Source organism: Pseudomonas sp. L13, from assembly GCF_009935965.1.
Classification (GTDB): domain Bacteria; phylum Pseudomonadota; class Gammaproteobacteria; order Pseudomonadales; family Pseudomonadaceae; genus Aquipseudomonas; species Aquipseudomonas lactis.
Window position 1 is genome coordinate 42,914 of the sequence record NZ_QODJ01000034.1, and the last position, 16,615, is coordinate 59,528.

A 16,615-nucleotide genomic window follows, 5' to 3' on the forward strand; every position below is an offset into this window, starting at 1 on the left:
GTCAGGCCTTGAACTGACCCCCAAGCTTTAAGGATCTGAACCGTGATTGGACGCTTGCGCGGCACCCTGGCTGAGAAACAGCCGCCGCACCTGATTCTGGATGTGAATGGGTTGGGTTATGAGCTGGAAGTGCCCATGACCACCCTGTATCGCCTGCCGTCGGTCGGCGAGCCGATAACCTTGCACACGCATTTAGTGGTGCGCGAAGACGCGCAACTACTCTATGGTTTCATCGGCAAGCGCGACCGCGATTTCTTCCGCGAGCTGATTCGCCTCAATGGCGTGGGGCCCAAGTTAGCCCTGGCCCTGATGTCGAGCCTGGAAGTGGATGAATTGGTGCGTGCCGTATCCGCCCAAGACACCTCGGCCCTGACCAAGGTGCCAGGGGTGGGCAAGAAGACCGCCGAGCGCTTGCTGGTCGAGCTCAAGGACCGCTTCAAAGCCTGGGAGGTGGTGCCGAGCATGTTCGCCCTGGTACCGAACCAGCCGGATATGCCAGCGGCCCAGGTCGCCAGCGCAGAAAGCGATGCCGTCAATGCGCTGATCTCCCTGGGCTACAAGCCCCAGGAAGCCAGCAAAGCCGTATCGGCCATCAAGGACAAGAACCTGAGCGCTGAAGACATGATTCGCCGTGCCCTGAAGGGAATGATTTAAGTGATTGAAGCCGATCGTCTGATCGCGGCCACCGGCCCGCGTGACCGTGAAGAAGTCCAGGACCGGGCCATCCGCCCGCTGAGCCTGGCCGAATACATCGGCCAGCCTACCGTGCGCGAGCAGATGGAGCTGTTTATCCAGGCCGCGCGCGGGCGCAGTGAGTCCCTGGACCACACCTTGATCTTCGGCCCGCCGGGGTTGGGCAAGACCACCCTGGCCAATATCATCGCCCAGGAAATGGGCGTGTCGATCAAGTCCACCTCCGGCCCGGTGCTGGAACGGCCGGGCGACCTGGCGGCGCTGCTGACCAACCTTGAACCCCATGACGTGCTGTTTATCGACGAAATCCATCGCTTGTCGCCGATTGTCGAGGAAGTGCTGTACCCGGCCATGGAAGACTTCCAGCTCGACATCATGATCGGCGAAGGCCCGGCGGCCCGCTCGATCAAGCTCGACCTGCCGCCATTCACCTTAGTGGGCGCGACCACCCGTGCGGGCATGCTGACCAACCCGCTGCGAGACCGTTTCGGCATTGTTCAACGTCTAGAGTTCTATAGCACGGCCGATCTGGCGACCATTGTCAGCCGTTCGGCGAGTATCCTGGGCCTGCCCCTGGACCCGGAAGGCGCTTTTGAAATCGCCCGGCGCGCCCGCGGTACGCCACGTATCGCCAACCGTTTGCTGCGCCGCGTGCGCGATTTCGCCGAAGTGCGTGCCAAGGGCCACATCACCAAGGCGGTGGCGGACCTGGCGTTGAACCTGCTGGATGTGGACGAGCATGGCTTCGATCACCAGGATCGGCGCCTACTTTTGACCATGATCGAGAAATTCGACGGTGGCCCGGTCGGCGTGGACAGCCTGGCCGCAGCCATCAGTGAGGAGCGCCATACCATTGAGGATGTGCTGGAGCCGTACCTGATCCAGCAGGGCTACATCATGCGAACCCCGCGGGGCAGGGTGGTGACGCGTCATGCTTACCTGCACTTCGGGCTAAACATTCCGTCACGATTGGGAGAGATGCCCGTGGTAGACGAATTCCTCGATGCAGTAGACGATTAAAAAACTGTAGGAGCGAGCTTGCTCGCGAAAAACGCCAACGATAACGCGGTATGTCTGGTTATACGCGGCGTGCTCAGGTTCTTCGCGAGCAAGCTCGCTCCTACAGGGTATTTGTCATGTGGGGTGATTTATCCGAGCTTTGTGCTGTCCCAGTGTCTGGCGTCGTCATTTGAAGCGTTCAGGAATGAAAAAACAGTTGCCCAGCCAATTGGCAACCTGAGGAGTAAGCACTAGAGTATGCGCGCGCAAAACGGGGATCAGTCGTTCGCACATCGCTGTCGCGTTTATTACGAGGACACCGATGCCGGGGGCATCGTTTATTACGTCAATTACCTGAAATTCATGGAACGGGCTCGAACCGAGCGGCTGCGGGAGTTGGGTTTTGCCCAGTCCGAGCTGGTAGGCGAGGACCTGTTATTCGTCGTGCATTCCAGCGAGGCGCGTTACCACGCACCGGCGCGACTGGACGACGAATTGCTGGTCAGTGCCGAAGTCATCGAATTGAACCGTGCCAGCCTGCGTTTCAAACAGCAGGTCAGGCGGGCCACGGATGCAACGCTGCTCTGTGAGGGGCAGTTCCTGGTGGCGTGTGTGCGCACCAACAGCTTGAAACCTCGGGCCATTCCCGAAACTCTACGCGCGGCCTTTGCCGCCGTGAGCGGCGCGGGTCAACAATCAAAGCAGGAGATTTAGCGTGGAACCTACCGTCGTCGACCATTCCTCCATGTGGAGCCTGGTCAGCAATGCCAGTGTCGTGGTTCAACTGGTCATGCTGACCCTGGTAGCCGCATCGGTTACCTCTTGGGTCATGATTTTTCAGCGCAGCAACATGCTGCGCGCCGGTCGACGTGCCCTGGAGAGCTTTGAAGAGCGCTTCTGGTCGGGTATCGACCTGTCCAAACTGTACCGCCAGGCCGGCAGCAACCCGGACCCGGACTCGGGCGTCGAGCAGATCTTCCGTGCCGGCTTCAAGGAATTCTCCCGTCTGCGCCAGCAGCCTGGTGTAGACCCGGAAGCGGTGATGGAAGGCGTGGCCCGTGCCATGCGCGTGGCCATCTCCCGCGAAGAAGAGAAACTTGAGCAGGGCTTGCCGTTCCTCGCCACCGTGGGTTCCGTGAGCCCGTACATCGGCCTGTTCGGTACCGTATGGGGCATCATGAACTCCTTCCGCGGCCTGGCCCAGGCGCAGCAAGCCACACTGGCCACCGTGGCCCCGGGTATTGCCGAAGCCCTGATCGCCACCGCGATCGGCCTGTTCGCCGCTATCCCCGCAGTAATCGCCTACAACCGTTTTGCCGCCACCAGCGAAACCTTGATCGGCCGTTACTACACCTTCGCCGATGAATTCCAGGCGATCCTGCACCGTAAAGTGCACACCAGCGAAGAATAAGCAGGTAATTCCCAATGGCTTTAATCGCTCGAGCTCGCAAAAAGCGCAAGCCGGTCGCCGAGATGAACGTAGTGCCCTACATCGACGTGATGCTGGTACTGCTGGTGATCTTCATGGTGACCGCGCCGATGCTCAACCAGGGCGTGAAGGTTGATCTGCCCAAGGTTTCCAGTGAAGCCTTGCCGCAGGACAACAACACTCAGGTCCTGACCATTTCGATCAAGGCTGACAAGACCTATTACTGGAACCTTGGCAGCGAAGTCGACACGCAAAAGCAGCAGGACAAGGCCCTGACCTTGCCGGCCATGACCGATGCGGTGACCAAGATCATTCGCTCCGGCAACGAAGGCGGCAAGCACACCCAGGTGTTTATCCGGGGCGACAAATCGGTCGACTACGGCTCCGTCATGGGTGCCATGGGCGGGCTGCAGAAGGCCGGCGTCGGTAACGTTGGCTTGATTACCGAGGCGCCCTGATGCAGCAACAGCGAGAGCCGTCCGCCTCGGAAAGCTACTTCTGGCCTGGCGTGTGGGCAATTGCCCTGCACGTCCTGGTGTTCGGCATGCTGTTCGTCAGCTTTGCCATGACCCCGGATTTGCCGCCAGCCAAGCCGATCGTGCAGGCGACCCTGTATCAGCTGAAATCGAAAAGCCAGGCCACCACCCAGACCAATCAGAAGATTGCGGGTGAGGCCCAGAAGTCGGCCGCGCGCCAGACTGAAGTCGAGCAGATGGAACAGAAGAAGGTCGAGCAGGAAGCGGTAAAGGCTGCTGCGGAACAAAAGAAAGAAGAGGCGGCTCAAAAGGCCGAGGAATCGAAAAAGGCTGACGAAGCCAAGAAGGCCGACGAGGCGAAAAAGGCTGATGAAGCCAAGAAAGCCGAGAAAGCTGCCGAAGCGAAAAAGGCCGAAGAGAAACAATTGGCTGATATAGCCAAGAAGAAATCGGAAGAAGAAGCCAAGAAGGCTGCCGAAGAAGAGGCCAAGAAAAAGGCCGCTGAAGAAGCCAAGAAAAAGATCGTCGAAGACGCGAAGAAGAAAGCCGCCGAAGACGCCAAGAAAAAAGCTGAAGCAGACGAGGCGAAGAAGAAAGTCGCCGATGAAGCGAAGAAGAAAGCTGCCGCCGACGCCTCCAAGAAGAAGGCCCAGGAAGCAGCGCGCAAATCCGCCGAAGAGAAAAAGGCCCAGGCCCTGGCAGATTTGCTTTCCGACACGCCGCAGCGTCAGCAAGCCTTGGCCGATGAGCGTGGCGATGAAGTCGCGGGCAGTTTCGACGACCTGATTCGGGCGCGGGCAGCGGAAGGTTGGACACGTCCACCTTCGGCACGTAAAGGCATGACAGTAGTGCTGCAGATCGGCATGTTGCCGGACGGTACGGTGACTTCGGTCAGCGTGGCCAAGTCCAGTGGTGACGGTTCGTTCGACAGTTCGGCGGTTGCCGCGGTCAAGAATATTGGCCGGTTGACCGAGATGCAGGGAATGAAACCAAGTGACTTCGCTCCCTATCGTTCATTCAAGATGACATTCACACCTGAGGATCTAGCCTTGTGAGAAACCTTCTTCGAGGAATGCTTGTCGTTATTTGCTGTATGGCAGGGATAGCGGCGGCGGATGAAAAGAACATCCTGGTAACCAGCGGCAGTGATCGGGCCACCCCGATTGCAGTCGTGCCGTTCGGTTGGCAGGGCGGCAGCGTGCTGCCGGACGACATGGCCCAGATCGTCAGCGACGACCTGCGTAACTCCGGTTACTACGCGCCGATTCCAAAAGGCAACATGATCAGCCAGCCAACCCAGGCCAGCGAAGTCATCTTCCGCGACTGGAAGGCGGTCGGTGCCCAGTACCTGATGGTCGGTAGCATCACGCCGGCCGGCGGTCGCCTGCAGATCCAGTACACGTTGTTCAACGTGGCCACCGAGCAGCAGGTTCTGACCGGCAGCGTATCGGGTACCGCCGAACAACTGCGCGACATGGCTCACTACATCTCGGACCAGTCGTTTGAAAAACTCACCGGTATCAAAGGGGCGTTCTCGACGCGCCTGCTGTATGTGACGGCTGAGCGTTTCTCTGTAGACAACACCCGCTACACGCTGCAACGTTCGGACTACGACGGTGCACGTGCAGTGACCTTGCTGCAGTCCCGTGAGCCAATCCTGTCGCCGCGTTTTGCGCCGGACGGCAAGCGTATTGCCTACGTATCGTTCGAACAGCGTCGCCCGCGCATTTTTGTGCAGCACATCGATACTGGCCGTCGTGAGCAGATCACCAACTTCGAAGGCCTCAACGGTGCGCCAGCCTGGTCGCCGGATGGTTCACGCCTGGCTTTCGTGCTGTCCAAGGACGGCAACCCGGATATCTACGTGATGAACATGGCCTCGCGTCAGCTCTCGCGTGTGACCAGCGGCCCGGGCATCAACACCGAACCGTTCTGGGGTAAGGATGGCTCGACCATCTACTTCACCTCCGACCGTGGCGGCAAGCCTCAGGTCTACAAGGCAAATGTGAACGGCGGCGGTGCGGAACGTGTGACCTTTATTGGTAACTACAACGCCAACCCCAAGCTTTCGGCCGATGAAAAGACGTTGGTGATGATTCACCGTCAGGATGGGTTCACTAATTTCCGGGTTGCGGCCCAGGATTTGCAGCGCGGAACCGTAAAAATCCTTACAGATACCAACCTTGATGAGTCAGCCACTGTTGCGCCCAACGGCACCATGGTAATCTACGCCACCCGCCAGCAGGGCCGGGGAGTCTTGATGCTCGTGTCCATTAATGGACGCGTAAGGCTCCCACTTCCTACCGCACAAGGCGAAGTCAGAGAACCATCCTGGTCCCCTTACCTGAACTGACGCGGCGCTACAAAAAGAAGTACTTAACACACTGGGGTTCATTAGGAGTTTCACGATGGAAATGCTGAAGTTTGGTAAGTTTGCTGCTCTGGCTCTGGCTCTGTCCGTAGCCGTTGGTTGCTCCTCTAAAGGCGGCGACAATGCCGGTGAAGGCGCAGCTGTTGATCCAAACGCTGGTTACGGCGCCAACACTGGTGCGGTCGACGGCTCCCTGAGCGAAGAAGCTGCTCTGCGCGCTATCACCACTTTCTACTTCGAATACGACAGTTCGGACCTGAAGCCAGAAGCCATGCGCGCTCTGGACGTTCACGCCAAGGACCTGAAAGCTAACGGCGCTCGCGTTGTTCTGGAAGGTAACACTGACGCCCGTGGTACTCGTGAGTACAACATGGCTCTGGGCGAGCGTCGTGCGAAAGCCGTTCAGCGCTACCTGGTACTGCAAGGTGTTGCTCCAGGCCAACTGGAACTGGTTTCCTACGGTAAAGAGCGTCCAGTTGCAACTGGCAACGACGAACAGTCGTGGGCTCAGAACCGTCGCGTCGAACTGCGTAAGTAATTCGTCATGCGAACGTGCCGTCGTGCTCTAACTGTATTGGCTCTCAGCTTCGCACCGCTTGCGGTGTGGGCTGCGGTTCCTGTAACGGATAGCAACTCAGGCTATAACAATAGCGGGAGCAGTTATCCGCCAGCAGGTTATGGCACGAACGGCGCCTATGCGGGGGGAGCGGCTACGTCCGCTCCCTCGGCACAGGGCGAGCTGTTCAACCAGCTGCAACGCATGCAGGATCAATTGGCCCAGCAACAAGGCGCCATTGAAGTTCTGCAAAATCAAGTGAACCAGCTGAAGCAAGAAGGCCTGGAGCGATACCAGGATCTTGATCGTCGTATTGGAGCCGGTGTTGCACCTGCCGCTACTCCTGATAATTCTTCTGCCGGTGGCGCACCCAGTGCCGCTGCCGGTGGCGCCGCAGCGGGGGCCGCTGCTGCTGCCCCTGCTGCCAGCAGCGAGCCGGGTGATCCTGCGAAGGAAAAACTGTATTACGATGCAGCCTTCGACCTGATCAAGGCCAAGGATTTCGATAAAGCCAGCCAGGCTTTTACCGCTTTCCTGCGCAAATACCCTAACAGCCAATACGCGGGCAATGCCCAGTACTGGTTGGGTGAGGTCAACCTGGCAAAGGGTGATTTGCAAGCGGCGGGCCAGGCTTTTGCCAAGGTCAGCCAGCTGTACCCCAAGCATGCCAAGGTTCCGGATTCGCTGTACAAACTCGCTGACGTAGAACGCCGCCTGGGTCATACCGACAAGGTCAAAGGCATTCTGCAGCAGGTGGTTGCCCAGTACCCGGGTACCTCCGCGGCTCAGTTGGCCCAACGGGACCTGCAACGCTTGTAAGCGATGCAGCCCGTTTAGAAGAAACCCGCGCTTGTCGCGGGTTTTTTCGTTAGAATCCACGCCCTTTTATGAAACACGCTTTCTGGGGTTGACGCGTTGGCGCAATCCCTTGAAGTGCCTGACGGAGGCGGACAGCCTGTTTAGCTGTTACGCCCGTGGCGACTATGCAAGACACATTACGTATTACCGAAGTCTTTTACTCGTTGCAGGGTGAAACGCGCACTGCTGGCCTGCCCACTGTCTTTGTACGGTTGACCGGCTGCCCATTGCGCTGCCAATACTGTGACAGCGCCTACGCCTTCAGTGGCGGCACCGTGCGCACCCTCGACGACATCCTGGAACAGGTTGCCGGCTACCGGCCACGCTACGTCTGCGTGACGGGCGGTGAGCCCTTGGCGCAACCCAACGCCATCCCCTTGCTCAAGCAACTGTGTGACGCCGGCTACGAGGTGTCACTGGAAACCAGCGGCGCCCTGGACATCTCAGCGGTCGATCCGCGAGTCAGCCGGGTGGTCGACCTCAAGACGCCGGACTCCAAGGAAGCCCACCGCAACCGCTACGAGAACATCGACTTGCTGACGGCAAACGATCAGGTCAAGTTCGTCATCTGTTCCCGTGACGATTACGACTGGGCCACTTCCAAGCTGATCCAGTATGGCCTGGAGCGGCGGGCGGGCGAGGTACTGTTTTCGCCCAGCCATCACGACCTGAACGCCCGGGAGCTGGCCGACTGGGTAGTGGCGGACAACCTGCCGGTGCGCCTGCAATTGCAGCTGCACAAGTACCTGTGGAACGACGAGCCAGGCCGCTGATTCGCCTGCTGCGATAGGCGTTCTACCCACCGAATTACAGTTCAAATGCGTTTTTTCTGATTTATTTAAAATAAGGTGTTGAATAATCCTTAGAAATCAGTATTATACGCGCCACCACACAGCGGGTCGTTAGCTCAGTTGGTAGAGCAGTTGGCTTTTAACCAATTGGTCGTAGGTTCGAATCCCACACGACCCACCATTTTTGGCGGTTTAGAAAATCCGGAAGGCCCACGTAAGTGAGGATTTCCGGGTTTTTTTTTGCCTGTCATTTGGCTGGTCCGAGTCGTCCCTTGCCCAGACTCCGTCGCCGTCCAAAAAGCATTCCTTAAATTCAAATATTCATACGCGGACCGGTGCTGACCGAAGAGTCCGGTCGTTCGTATGCGCCCTCATGTGTATCAAACCTGATACCGCTGGTCGGAAACTAACCCGGAACTCCAAACAAAATTCTTTCCTATTTGTTTATTTTTCTTCTGCGTCAGCTACTTACGAATTTTTTAAGACATTTCCTAAAGTTCAGTCGGTTTATTGGCGCGAGGGGCGGACGATGTTAGTTTGCCACCCTTCGTAAATTCGATGGATCGAACATGTCTTCCCAACTGCCACGGACTCGGTATTCACTGAGTATTGCCCTGCTTGCCTGCCTCGTTTCCCACAGCGTGATGGCGGCAACACTCCCGGGTGATCAGGACCTGATCCGCGAGCGGCAAAACCGCCTGTTGGAAGACCAGCAGCGGCGCCTGGAACAGCTCAAAGAGCTGCCCGGTAAAGAGGCCAGGCCCGAAGCGCCGACGGCCCCGGTGGACAGCCGTTGCTTCCCGATCCAGACCATTGAACTGCAGGGGGCCGAGCACCTGCATGTCACTGAACGCGAGCGTCTGCTCAAACCGTACACCGATCAATGCCTGGGTGTTTCCCAGCTCAACGCCCTGCTCAAAGACCTCACCGACTTCTACATCGACAAAGGCCTGGTCACCAGCCGCGCCTACTTGCCCCAGCAAGATATGTCCAAGGGGCATCTGCAAGTGCTGGTGGTGGAAGGCAAACTCGAAGGCTTGAAGGGCGCCGACGCCAGCAAGCTGTCGGACCGCGAGCTGGCCATGGCCTTTCCCGGCAAAAGCGGCGAGATCTTGAACCTGCGGGAAATCGAACAGGCCGTCGACCAGCTCAACCGCTTGCCATCCAACCAAGCCCAAATGGAACTGACCCCGGGCGATGCCGTGGGCGGCAGTTCGGTGCTGGTCAAAAACAACCCGCAGAAGCCCTGGCGCGCCAGCCTGTCGCGCAACAACGACGGCCAGAAAAGCACCGGCGAACAGCAATGGGGCACTGGCTTTGAATGGGACAACCCGCTGGGCCGGGCCGATCAGCTGATTTTGCGCGGCGGCCATGACGCGGTCAGCGACCACCAGAAAACCTCCAAGAACGCGATGCTCTACTACAACGTGCCCTGGGGCTGGTGGAACTTCAGCTACAGCTACAACCAGAGCGACTACCGTTCGGTCGTCCAGGGCGACGGCTTCGACTTCAAGCAAACCGGCGACAGTGAAAACCATCAGTTGCGCGCTGAGCGGGTGATTCATCGCGATGCTGTGAGCAAAACCTCGCTCAATGTCGGCCTGTCGCACCTGCGCACCAACAACTACATCGAAAGCAGCCGCCTCAAAGAGAGCAGCAATCGCCTCAGTGAACTGCAACTGGGCATCAACCACGGTCGTCGTATCGGCAGTGCGTTCGTCAACGTCGATCTAGGCATGCAAAACGGCACCGGCGCCTTCGACGCCCAAGGCAATCACAACCCCCTGCCTGGCGTGCCGGATGCGCGCTACCGCAAATACACCGCCACTGTCAGCTACCTGCAACCGTTCACGCTGTGGGGCGAGTCGTTCAGTTTCACCAGCCTGGCCACCGGCCAACGCAGCGAAGACGTACTGTTCAGCCCCCAGCGCATGAGCCTCGGCGGGTCAGCCTCAGTTCGCGGCTACAAAGATCAGCAACTGACCGGCGACAGCGGCGGCTACTGGCGCAATGACCTTCGCTGGAGCCGCCCGGTGACCCTCGGCTGGCTGCGCCCGGTGTTCGGTGAATACGGCGCCAGCGTGGGTTACGACCAGGGCGTGATCCGCAACGGCCGCTACAACGGCGAAGTGCACGGCCGGGTCTCCAGCAACTCCCTTGAGCTGTTCGCCCGCGGCCAACACGTGAGCACCAGCGTGACCTTTGCCCACTCGCTGGAACGACCGGCCGCGCTGCTTGAGCGCGAAGCACCGATCTACTTCCGCATGGATTTCTTCCTGTAATAACAACGCCTAGTTGCAACGAGAATTTGAAATGGATGTTCGCCAATTTGCCTTCCTGGTTCGTCAGCCTTCTGCTGCCCTGAAAAGCCGTGACGCGTTCCTGGGCCTGCCCAAACGTGGCCTGGCGCTGATCCTGGCCAACGCGCTGTTCTGGCAACCGCTGCTGGCCCAGGCCGAAGGCATCGTGGTCAGCGCCCCCGGCACCACCGTGGGCGCAGCGGGCAATGGCGTGCCGGTAGTGAACATCGCCGCTCCCAATGGCAGTGGCCTGTCCCACAACCAGTTCAAGGACTACAACGTCGGCGCTAACGGTGTGATCCTCAATAACGCCACCGACCGTACCCAATCCACGCAACTGGGCGGCATCATCCTCGGCAACCCGAACCTGCAAGGTCGTGCCGCCAATATCATCCTCAACGAAGTCAACGGCGGCAGCCCCAGCCAATTGCGCGGCTACACCGAAGTAGCGGGGCAGTCGGCCAAGGTTATCGTCGCCAACCCCTACGGCATCACCTGCAGCGGCTGCGGCTTCATCAACACCCCCAACGTCACCCTGACCACCGGCAAACCGATACTCGACGCAAGCGGCCAACTGCAGCGTTACCAGGTCGATGGCGGCGCCGTGACCATCGACGGCCAGGGCTTGAATGCCGATAACGTCGACCGCTTCGAAATCATCACCCGCTCGGCCAAGATCAATGCGCAGATCAATGCGCGCAACTTGAGCGTGGTTGCCGGTCGTAATGACGTCGATGCTAAAAGCCTGCAAGCCACTGCCCGTGCCGATGACGGCAGTGCCAAGCCGGAACTGGCGATTGACTCGACGGCGTTGGGTGGGATGTATGCCGGGGCGATCAAACTGGTGGGCACCGAGGCCGGTGTGGGTGTGAAGCTCGACGGTACGTTAATGGCCAGTGGTGGTGATATTCAGCTCGATGCCCATGGACGTCTGAGTCTGGCCAATGCCAAAGCCAGCGAAGCGGTGGTGATCAAGGCCGGTCAATTGGACGCTGCGGGTGCGGTGTATGCCGGCACGCGGGTTGATGTGCAAACGTCGGCAGGGGTGAGCAACCAGAAAAGCCTGGCGGCCCGCGACAGCATCACCGTGACCAGCGGTGGGGCGCTGATCAACAGTGGCATCATCGAAGCCGGTGTCAACGCCGATGAAAGCCGCAACGCCAGCGGCGATGTCAGCCTTGCCGCCGCTAACCTGAGCAATAGCGCCAGTGTGGTTGCCAGCCGAACCCTCACCGCGACAGCCAACCAAACCTTGAACAATCAAGGCGGCACATTGAGCGGTACCACCGCCGTGATTAACGCCGGTCAACTCGACAACCGCGGCGGTCGTGTGTTGGGTACCGACTCGCTCAAGGTCACGGCCACCAGCCTGGATAACCGCACCAACGGTCTGCTGCACAGCGAAAACAGCGCCGACGTCACGGTCACCGCTGCGCTGGATAACCAGGGCGGACGCGTGATCGGCCTCAAGAACCTGACGCTCAACGCCGGCCAACTGACAAATGACAGCGGCCTGGTCGCCAGCCAGGCGCAAGCCCATGTAACCGCTGGGCAACTGAGCAACCAAGCGGGTGAAATCTCCGCCAACCAGACCACCGTGGCCGCCACGACCGTGGATAACCGTTCCGGCAAGTTGCTGGGCAGCAACCTCAACGTGACCGCCAGCGGTGCCATCGATAACCGCCTGGGGATGTTCTCTGCGACCAGCCTGACAGTACAGGCGGCCAGCCTGGATAACCGCGACAAAGGTTCCATCGCCGCCCAAGGCGTGATGAACCTGACCGTCGCCGGGCTGCTGGACAATCGCAATGAAGGCAACCTCGTCAGCCAGGGGGCTCAACAAATAACCGCCGGGCAGTTGAACAACAGCCAGGGCGGCCTGGTGTCCAGCAAAACCACCCTGGCGTTGCACGGCGACAGCCTGATCAACCACGGTGGCCTGGTCATTGCCGACGGCGCGCTGACCCTCACCGGCGGCGATCTGGATAACAGCCAAGCGGGCGTGATCAGCACCAAGGCCGCCGCGCACGTGCAACTGAACCAGTTGAACAACAGCAATGGCGGCAAGTTGGGCAGCGATGGTGCGCTGACCCTCAACGCCAACCAGCTCGAAAACGGCGCCGGTCGCATCAGCGCCAAGGGCGACCTGCAGGCAACCGTCGGTGTGCTCAATCAACAAGCGGGCGAACTCGTCAGCGACGGTGCGCTGAACCTGACCGGCGCGTCCCTGGATAACCGCAACGGCGGCCTTATCGCTGCCACCAACGGCGTGGACCTGCGCAGCCAGACCATCCTCAACCAGCAAGGCGAGATCTCTAGCCAGGCCAAGGTGCTGGTGGTCGCCGATCAACTGAACAACACCACCGGCAAGGTCATTGGTGACAGCGGCTTGACCCTCACGGTGCAACGCCTGCTCAACCAGAGCAAAGGCTTGCTGGCGGGGCGTGAGAGCCTTGTGCTGAACGGTGCCCAACTGGACAACAGCCAGGGTGGCCGCGTTACTAGCCAAAAAGACCTGACCATTACCCTGACCGGCGATTTGCTCAACCAAGGGCAGGGCACGCTGCTGAGCGAGGGCGGACTGACCGTCAGAGCTGGCACCCTGGATAACAGCCAGGGCGGCATTCTGTCCGCAGCCAATGCGCTGTCGATCACCACCCAGGGCCAACTGAACAATCAGGCTGGCAAGCTGCTGGCCGATGGCACCGCCACGCTGGTCAGCACGGCGCTGAACAACAGCCAGGGCGGCGTGATCAGCGCCAAGCGACAGGTGGACGTGCGCAGCGCCGGCCTGGACAACAGCCAGCGCGGCAGCATCAGCAGTGACGCTGGCATCACCCTCAACACAGGGCGACTGGACAATAGCCAACAAGGTTCGATCTTCGCCAAGTCCACGGTCAAGGCAATCCTGACCGGGCTGGACCAACATGATCGTGGCGAACTGATCAGCAATACCAGCATCGACCTGGACTTGAGCCATGGGCAACTGATCAACCGCGACCACGGCCTGATCGCGACACCGGGCCAACTGCTGCTGAACAACCTGGGCACCGTCGACAACAGTCAGGGCGGTGAAATCTCCAGCACCCAGTCATTCCTGTTGATGGCCGATGCGCTGAATAACCGCGGCGGTAAAGTCATCAGCGGCGACAGCCTGCAGGTACGTATCGCCAAGGCGCTGGATAACAGCGTGGAAGGTGTACTGTCCGCCAAGAGCGTTCTGCAAGTGGCAGCCGACAGCCTGGACAACCAGGCCCGTGGCGCGCTCGCCAGCCGTGGTGCGCTGAGCCTGAAGGTCACCGGCGCGCTGGATAACCATAACCAGGGGCAGATCTTTGCCGCTACGGTTTTGACTACCACCTCAGGCTCCTTGAACAACAGCGACAAGGGCAGCCTCTCGGCCGGCACGCTACAGACGCTCAACACCGGCGCGCTGGACAATCACCAGGGCGGGCGAATCGTCAGCGATGGTAGCCAGACGGTCACCGCCGCCAATGTGGATAACCGCGCGGGTGTGATCGGCAGTCAACAGGCGTTGAACCTGACCACTGCCAACCTCGATAACACTGCCGGGTTGATCAACAGCCAGGCTGATTTGACCCTGACCGGGCAAACGGTCGACTCAAGCCGGGGAGGGGAAATCTCGGCCAAGGGCGACTTAAAACTCATCGTCCAACAGCTGATCCAGCGCCAGGGTCGCTTGATCGGCGAACGCGCTGTGAGCCTCGATCTGCAAGGCGGAAATCTCGATAACAGCGCAGGCTTGATCAGCGCCAAAGGCCCGCTGACCTTCGCGCGCCTGGCTAACCTGACCAACCGAGAACAAGGCGAAATCTCCAGCCAGACGGCGTTCACCGTCGCCGCCAAACGCATCGATAACGGTGATCGCGGGGTCATCCTCAGTGCCGATCAATTGCGCCTTGAAGCGGATACCGTGGTCAACGCCAACAAGGGCTTGATCTCCGGCTGGAATGGTCTGACGGTGGTCGGCAATAGCCTCGACAACAGCGCCGAGGGCACGTTGTCGAGCAAGAGTGGCACCCTGCACACTGACCTCACCGGTGTATTGGATAACCACGCGGCGGGTGCCCTGGTCAGCATGGGCAAACAAACGCTCATCGCGGGCAGCCTGAACAATGATCAGGGGATCATCTCCGGCCAGGCCGATGTCGACCTCAACGTTGCCGGTCGCCTGGATAACAGCAACAACGGCCTGATTTCCGCAGCTCAACACCTGGGCTTCAATAATGCCCAGAGTCAAATTCTCAACCGTGGTGGGCGTATCAACGCCGCCAACATCACCTTTATCGGCGAGAGTCTCGACAACAGTGCTGGCCAACTGATCAGCCAAGGTACTTTGGACGGCACCCTCAGTGGTGCGCTGATCAACGCCAACAACGCCCGCCTGGCCAGTGGCGCAGCCCTGTTGCTGAACGCCGCCAGCCTGGACAACCGTGGTGGTCAGTTGGTCAGCCAGGACCGCCTTGACCTGACCCTCGCCAAGGGCGACCTGAATAACAGCGCCAAAGGTACCCTCGCCAGCCAGAAAGACCTGGTGATCAAGCTGTTGGCCGGTGACATTCACAACCAGCAAGACGGCCTGATGTTCAGCCAGAAGGGCAAGCTCGACCTTACCGCCCGCACCCTCACCAACTATCAAGGCACGCTGCAAAGCCAGACCGATAACCGCCTGCGCCTCAGTGGCGCCCTGAATAACCAGGGCGGCCGTGTCGACAGCCTCAGTGGCAACCTGGACCTGGAAACGGCCAGCGTCGCCAATACCGCAGGTGGCATCCTCAACAGCAGCAAAGGCTGGATCAAGCTGGTCACTGGGCTGTTCAACAACGGCAGCGGCATCACCCAGGCGCAGTCGTTGAACATCGAAGCCAAAGGCGGCCTGCTCAACCAGCTGGGGCATCTGTCAGCGCTGAGCGGTGACAACCAGATCGTCACCACTACCCTGAATAACCAGGGCGGCGGTGTGTATGCCGACACCTTGCTCAAAGTCACCGCCCAGGACTTCGACAACCAGGGCACAGCGGCCAACAACGGTGGCAAGGTCGGTGCGCGCACCATTGACTTCGGCCTCACCGGCACCCTGAGCAACCGCAATGGCCTGATCGAAAGCGACGACACCCTGAGCCTTGTCGCGCAGACCATCGACAACGTCAGCGGCAACCTGCGCGCCATGGGCCGGGTTGGCACCACTGATATTCGCACCACGGGCCTGTTCGATAACCGCTTCGGCGCGCTGGAAAGCGCCAACGAAACCCTCAACCTGCAAGCGGCCAGCCTGGATAACAACGGCGGGCGTATCGTCCACACTGGCGGCGGTAAATTCGACCTCACGTCCGATCAAGTCACCCGCGCCGGCGGCAGCTTCGTCACCAACGGCCAATTGGACATCAAGGCTGCCAGCTGGACCAACAGCAGCGTGATCCAGGCCGGGCGCCTGAACCTCGACATCGGCCAATTTACCCAGACCGCCAGCGGGCAATTGCTCGGCGCACAAAGCCTGACCGGCACGGGCGACACCTGGACCAACGACGGCCTGCTGGCCAGTGACGGCACCCTCAAGCTGACCCTCACCGGCGGTTACAGCGGCAACGGACGGGTCAGCAGCCTGGGCGAGATGACCCTCGCGGCGGCCAACATGGACCTGGGAGAGAATGGTCGTATTGCCGGTGGCGCGCTTACTCAAATCACCAGCACCAACGTCTTGAACAACCGTGGTCGCCTGACGTCCGTAGGTGATCTGACGGTCAACGCCGCCACCTTGAACAACTACGGCACCCTGGGCGGCTCCGAGAACGTTCGCCTCAACGCCACCCATCTGCTCAACGAAAAAGGCCTGCTGTTCAGCGGTGAAGACATGACCCTGCGGGTCAACGACTTCAGCAACCGCTTTGGCGATGTCTACAGCCTGGGCGGCCTCGACATCGCTCGCGATGATGCCAATGGGCGCAGTGCGCTGATCGAAAATGTCTCCGGTACGCTGGAGAGCGACGGCAATATGCGTTTGCTGGCCGACACCCTGAGCAACCGGCGCGACCAGTTCACCACCGAAAAAAGCCTGGTTTCCGCCAGCATCAGTGTGTACGGCAACGACTACTGCAAAGGCAAAGGCTGCGAGCTGAAGTTC

Annotated in this window: 12 protein-coding genes and 1 tRNA gene; all 13 read left to right on the forward strand. The window is 59.8% G+C overall.

Features of this window, described 5'->3' with window-relative positions; genetic code table 11:
* The first annotated feature begins 42 nt into the window (after positions 1 to 42).
* Positions 43 to 654, forward strand: a complete 612-nt coding sequence (gene ruvA / locus DK871_RS17640) for a Holliday junction branch migration protein RuvA (RefSeq protein WP_003193868.1) — start codon at positions 43 to 45, stop codon at positions 652 to 654.
* A complete protein-coding gene (gene ruvB / locus DK871_RS17645; RefSeq protein WP_003193867.1) occupies positions 655 to 1,713 on the forward strand; it encodes a Holliday junction branch migration DNA helicase RuvB in 1,059 nt (352 codons plus the stop codon). It abuts the gene before it with no gap.
* A gap of 237 nt (positions 1,714 to 1,950) precedes the next feature.
* Positions 1,951 to 2,406 carry a tol-pal system-associated acyl-CoA thioesterase gene (gene ybgC / locus DK871_RS17650; protein WP_003193866.1) on the forward strand — a complete coding sequence of 152 codons (456 nt, stop codon included), beginning with the start codon at positions 1,951 to 1,953 and terminating at the stop codon, positions 2,404 to 2,406.
* Between the two features lies 1 nt (position 2,407).
* Positions 2,408 to 3,103: a protein TolQ gene (tolQ, locus tag DK871_RS17655; protein WP_003193865.1), complete on the forward strand. Its 696-nt coding sequence runs from the start codon at positions 2,408 to 2,410 to the stop codon at positions 3,101 to 3,103.
* Between the two features lie 23 nt (positions 3,104 to 3,126).
* A complete protein-coding gene (gene tolR / locus DK871_RS17660) occupies positions 3,127 to 3,579 on the forward strand; it encodes a protein TolR (protein WP_161793227.1) in 453 nt (150 codons plus the stop codon).
* Positions 3,579 to 4,652, forward strand: a complete 1,074-nt coding sequence (gene tolA, locus DK871_RS17665; RefSeq protein ID WP_003193863.1) for a cell envelope integrity protein TolA — start codon at positions 3,579 to 3,581, stop codon at positions 4,650 to 4,652. Before tolR ends, tolA begins: the two co-directional genes overlap by 1 nt.
* Positions 4,653 to 4,669: 17 nt before the next feature.
* Positions 4,670 to 5,950: a Tol-Pal system beta propeller repeat protein TolB gene (gene tolB, locus DK871_RS17670; RefSeq protein ID WP_032874245.1), complete on the forward strand. Its 1,281-nt coding sequence runs from the start codon at positions 4,670 to 4,672 to the stop codon at positions 5,948 to 5,950.
* 55 nt (positions 5,951 to 6,005) lie between these two features.
* Positions 6,006 to 6,506, forward strand: coding sequence for a peptidoglycan-associated lipoprotein Pal (gene pal, locus DK871_RS17675; protein ID WP_003193861.1), 501 nt, complete (start codon positions 6,006 to 6,008; stop codon positions 6,504 to 6,506).
* 6 nt (positions 6,507 to 6,512) lie between these two features.
* On the forward strand, positions 6,513 to 7,343 hold the full coding sequence (ybgF, locus tag DK871_RS17680; protein WP_003193860.1) for a tol-pal system protein YbgF: 831 nt from the start codon (positions 6,513 to 6,515) through the stop codon (positions 7,341 to 7,343).
* 164 nt (positions 7,344 to 7,507) lie between these two features.
* Positions 7,508 to 8,155, forward strand: a complete 648-nt coding sequence (gene queE / locus DK871_RS17685) for a 7-carboxy-7-deazaguanine synthase QueE (RefSeq protein WP_005790893.1) — start codon at positions 7,508 to 7,510, stop codon at positions 8,153 to 8,155.
* Between the two features lie 123 nt (positions 8,156 to 8,278).
* A tRNA-Lys gene (locus tag DK871_RS17690) sits at positions 8,279 to 8,354 on the forward strand.
* A 388-nt stretch (positions 8,355 to 8,742) separates the two neighbouring features.
* The gene (locus DK871_RS17695; protein WP_161906054.1) at positions 8,743 to 10,455 is read left to right on the forward strand and encodes a ShlB/FhaC/HecB family hemolysin secretion/activation protein; all 1,713 of its coding nucleotides are present in this window, start codon (positions 8,743 to 8,745) and stop codon (positions 10,453 to 10,455) included.
* 31 nt (positions 10,456 to 10,486) lie between these two features.
* Positions 10,487 to 16,615 (forward strand): filamentous hemagglutinin N-terminal domain-containing protein (locus DK871_RS17700; protein ID WP_218581457.1); only part of this gene is annotated, 6,129 nt, incomplete at its 3' end.

Coding starts and splice junctions, on each gene's coding strand:
- tolA (WP_003193863.1), top strand. CDS start 3,579: ATGCAGCAACAGCGAGAGCCGTCCGCCTCGGAAAGCTACTTCTGGCCT.
- queE (WP_005790893.1), top strand. CDS start 7,508: ATGCAAGACACATTACGTATTACCGAAGTCTTTTACTCGTTGCAGGGT.
- ybgF (WP_003193860.1), top strand. CDS start 6,513: ATGCGAACGTGCCGTCGTGCTCTAACTGTATTGGCTCTCAGCTTCGCA.
- pal (WP_003193861.1), top strand. CDS start 6,006: ATGGAAATGCTGAAGTTTGGTAAGTTTGCTGCTCTGGCTCTGGCTCTG.
- DK871_RS17695 (WP_161906054.1), top strand. CDS start 8,743: ATGTCTTCCCAACTGCCACGGACTCGGTATTCACTGAGTATTGCCCTG.
- tolB (WP_032874245.1), top strand. CDS start 4,670: ATGCTTGTCGTTATTTGCTGTATGGCAGGGATAGCGGCGGCGGATGAA.
- ybgC (WP_003193866.1), top strand. CDS start 1,951: ATGCGCGCGCAAAACGGGGATCAGTCGTTCGCACATCGCTGTCGCGTT.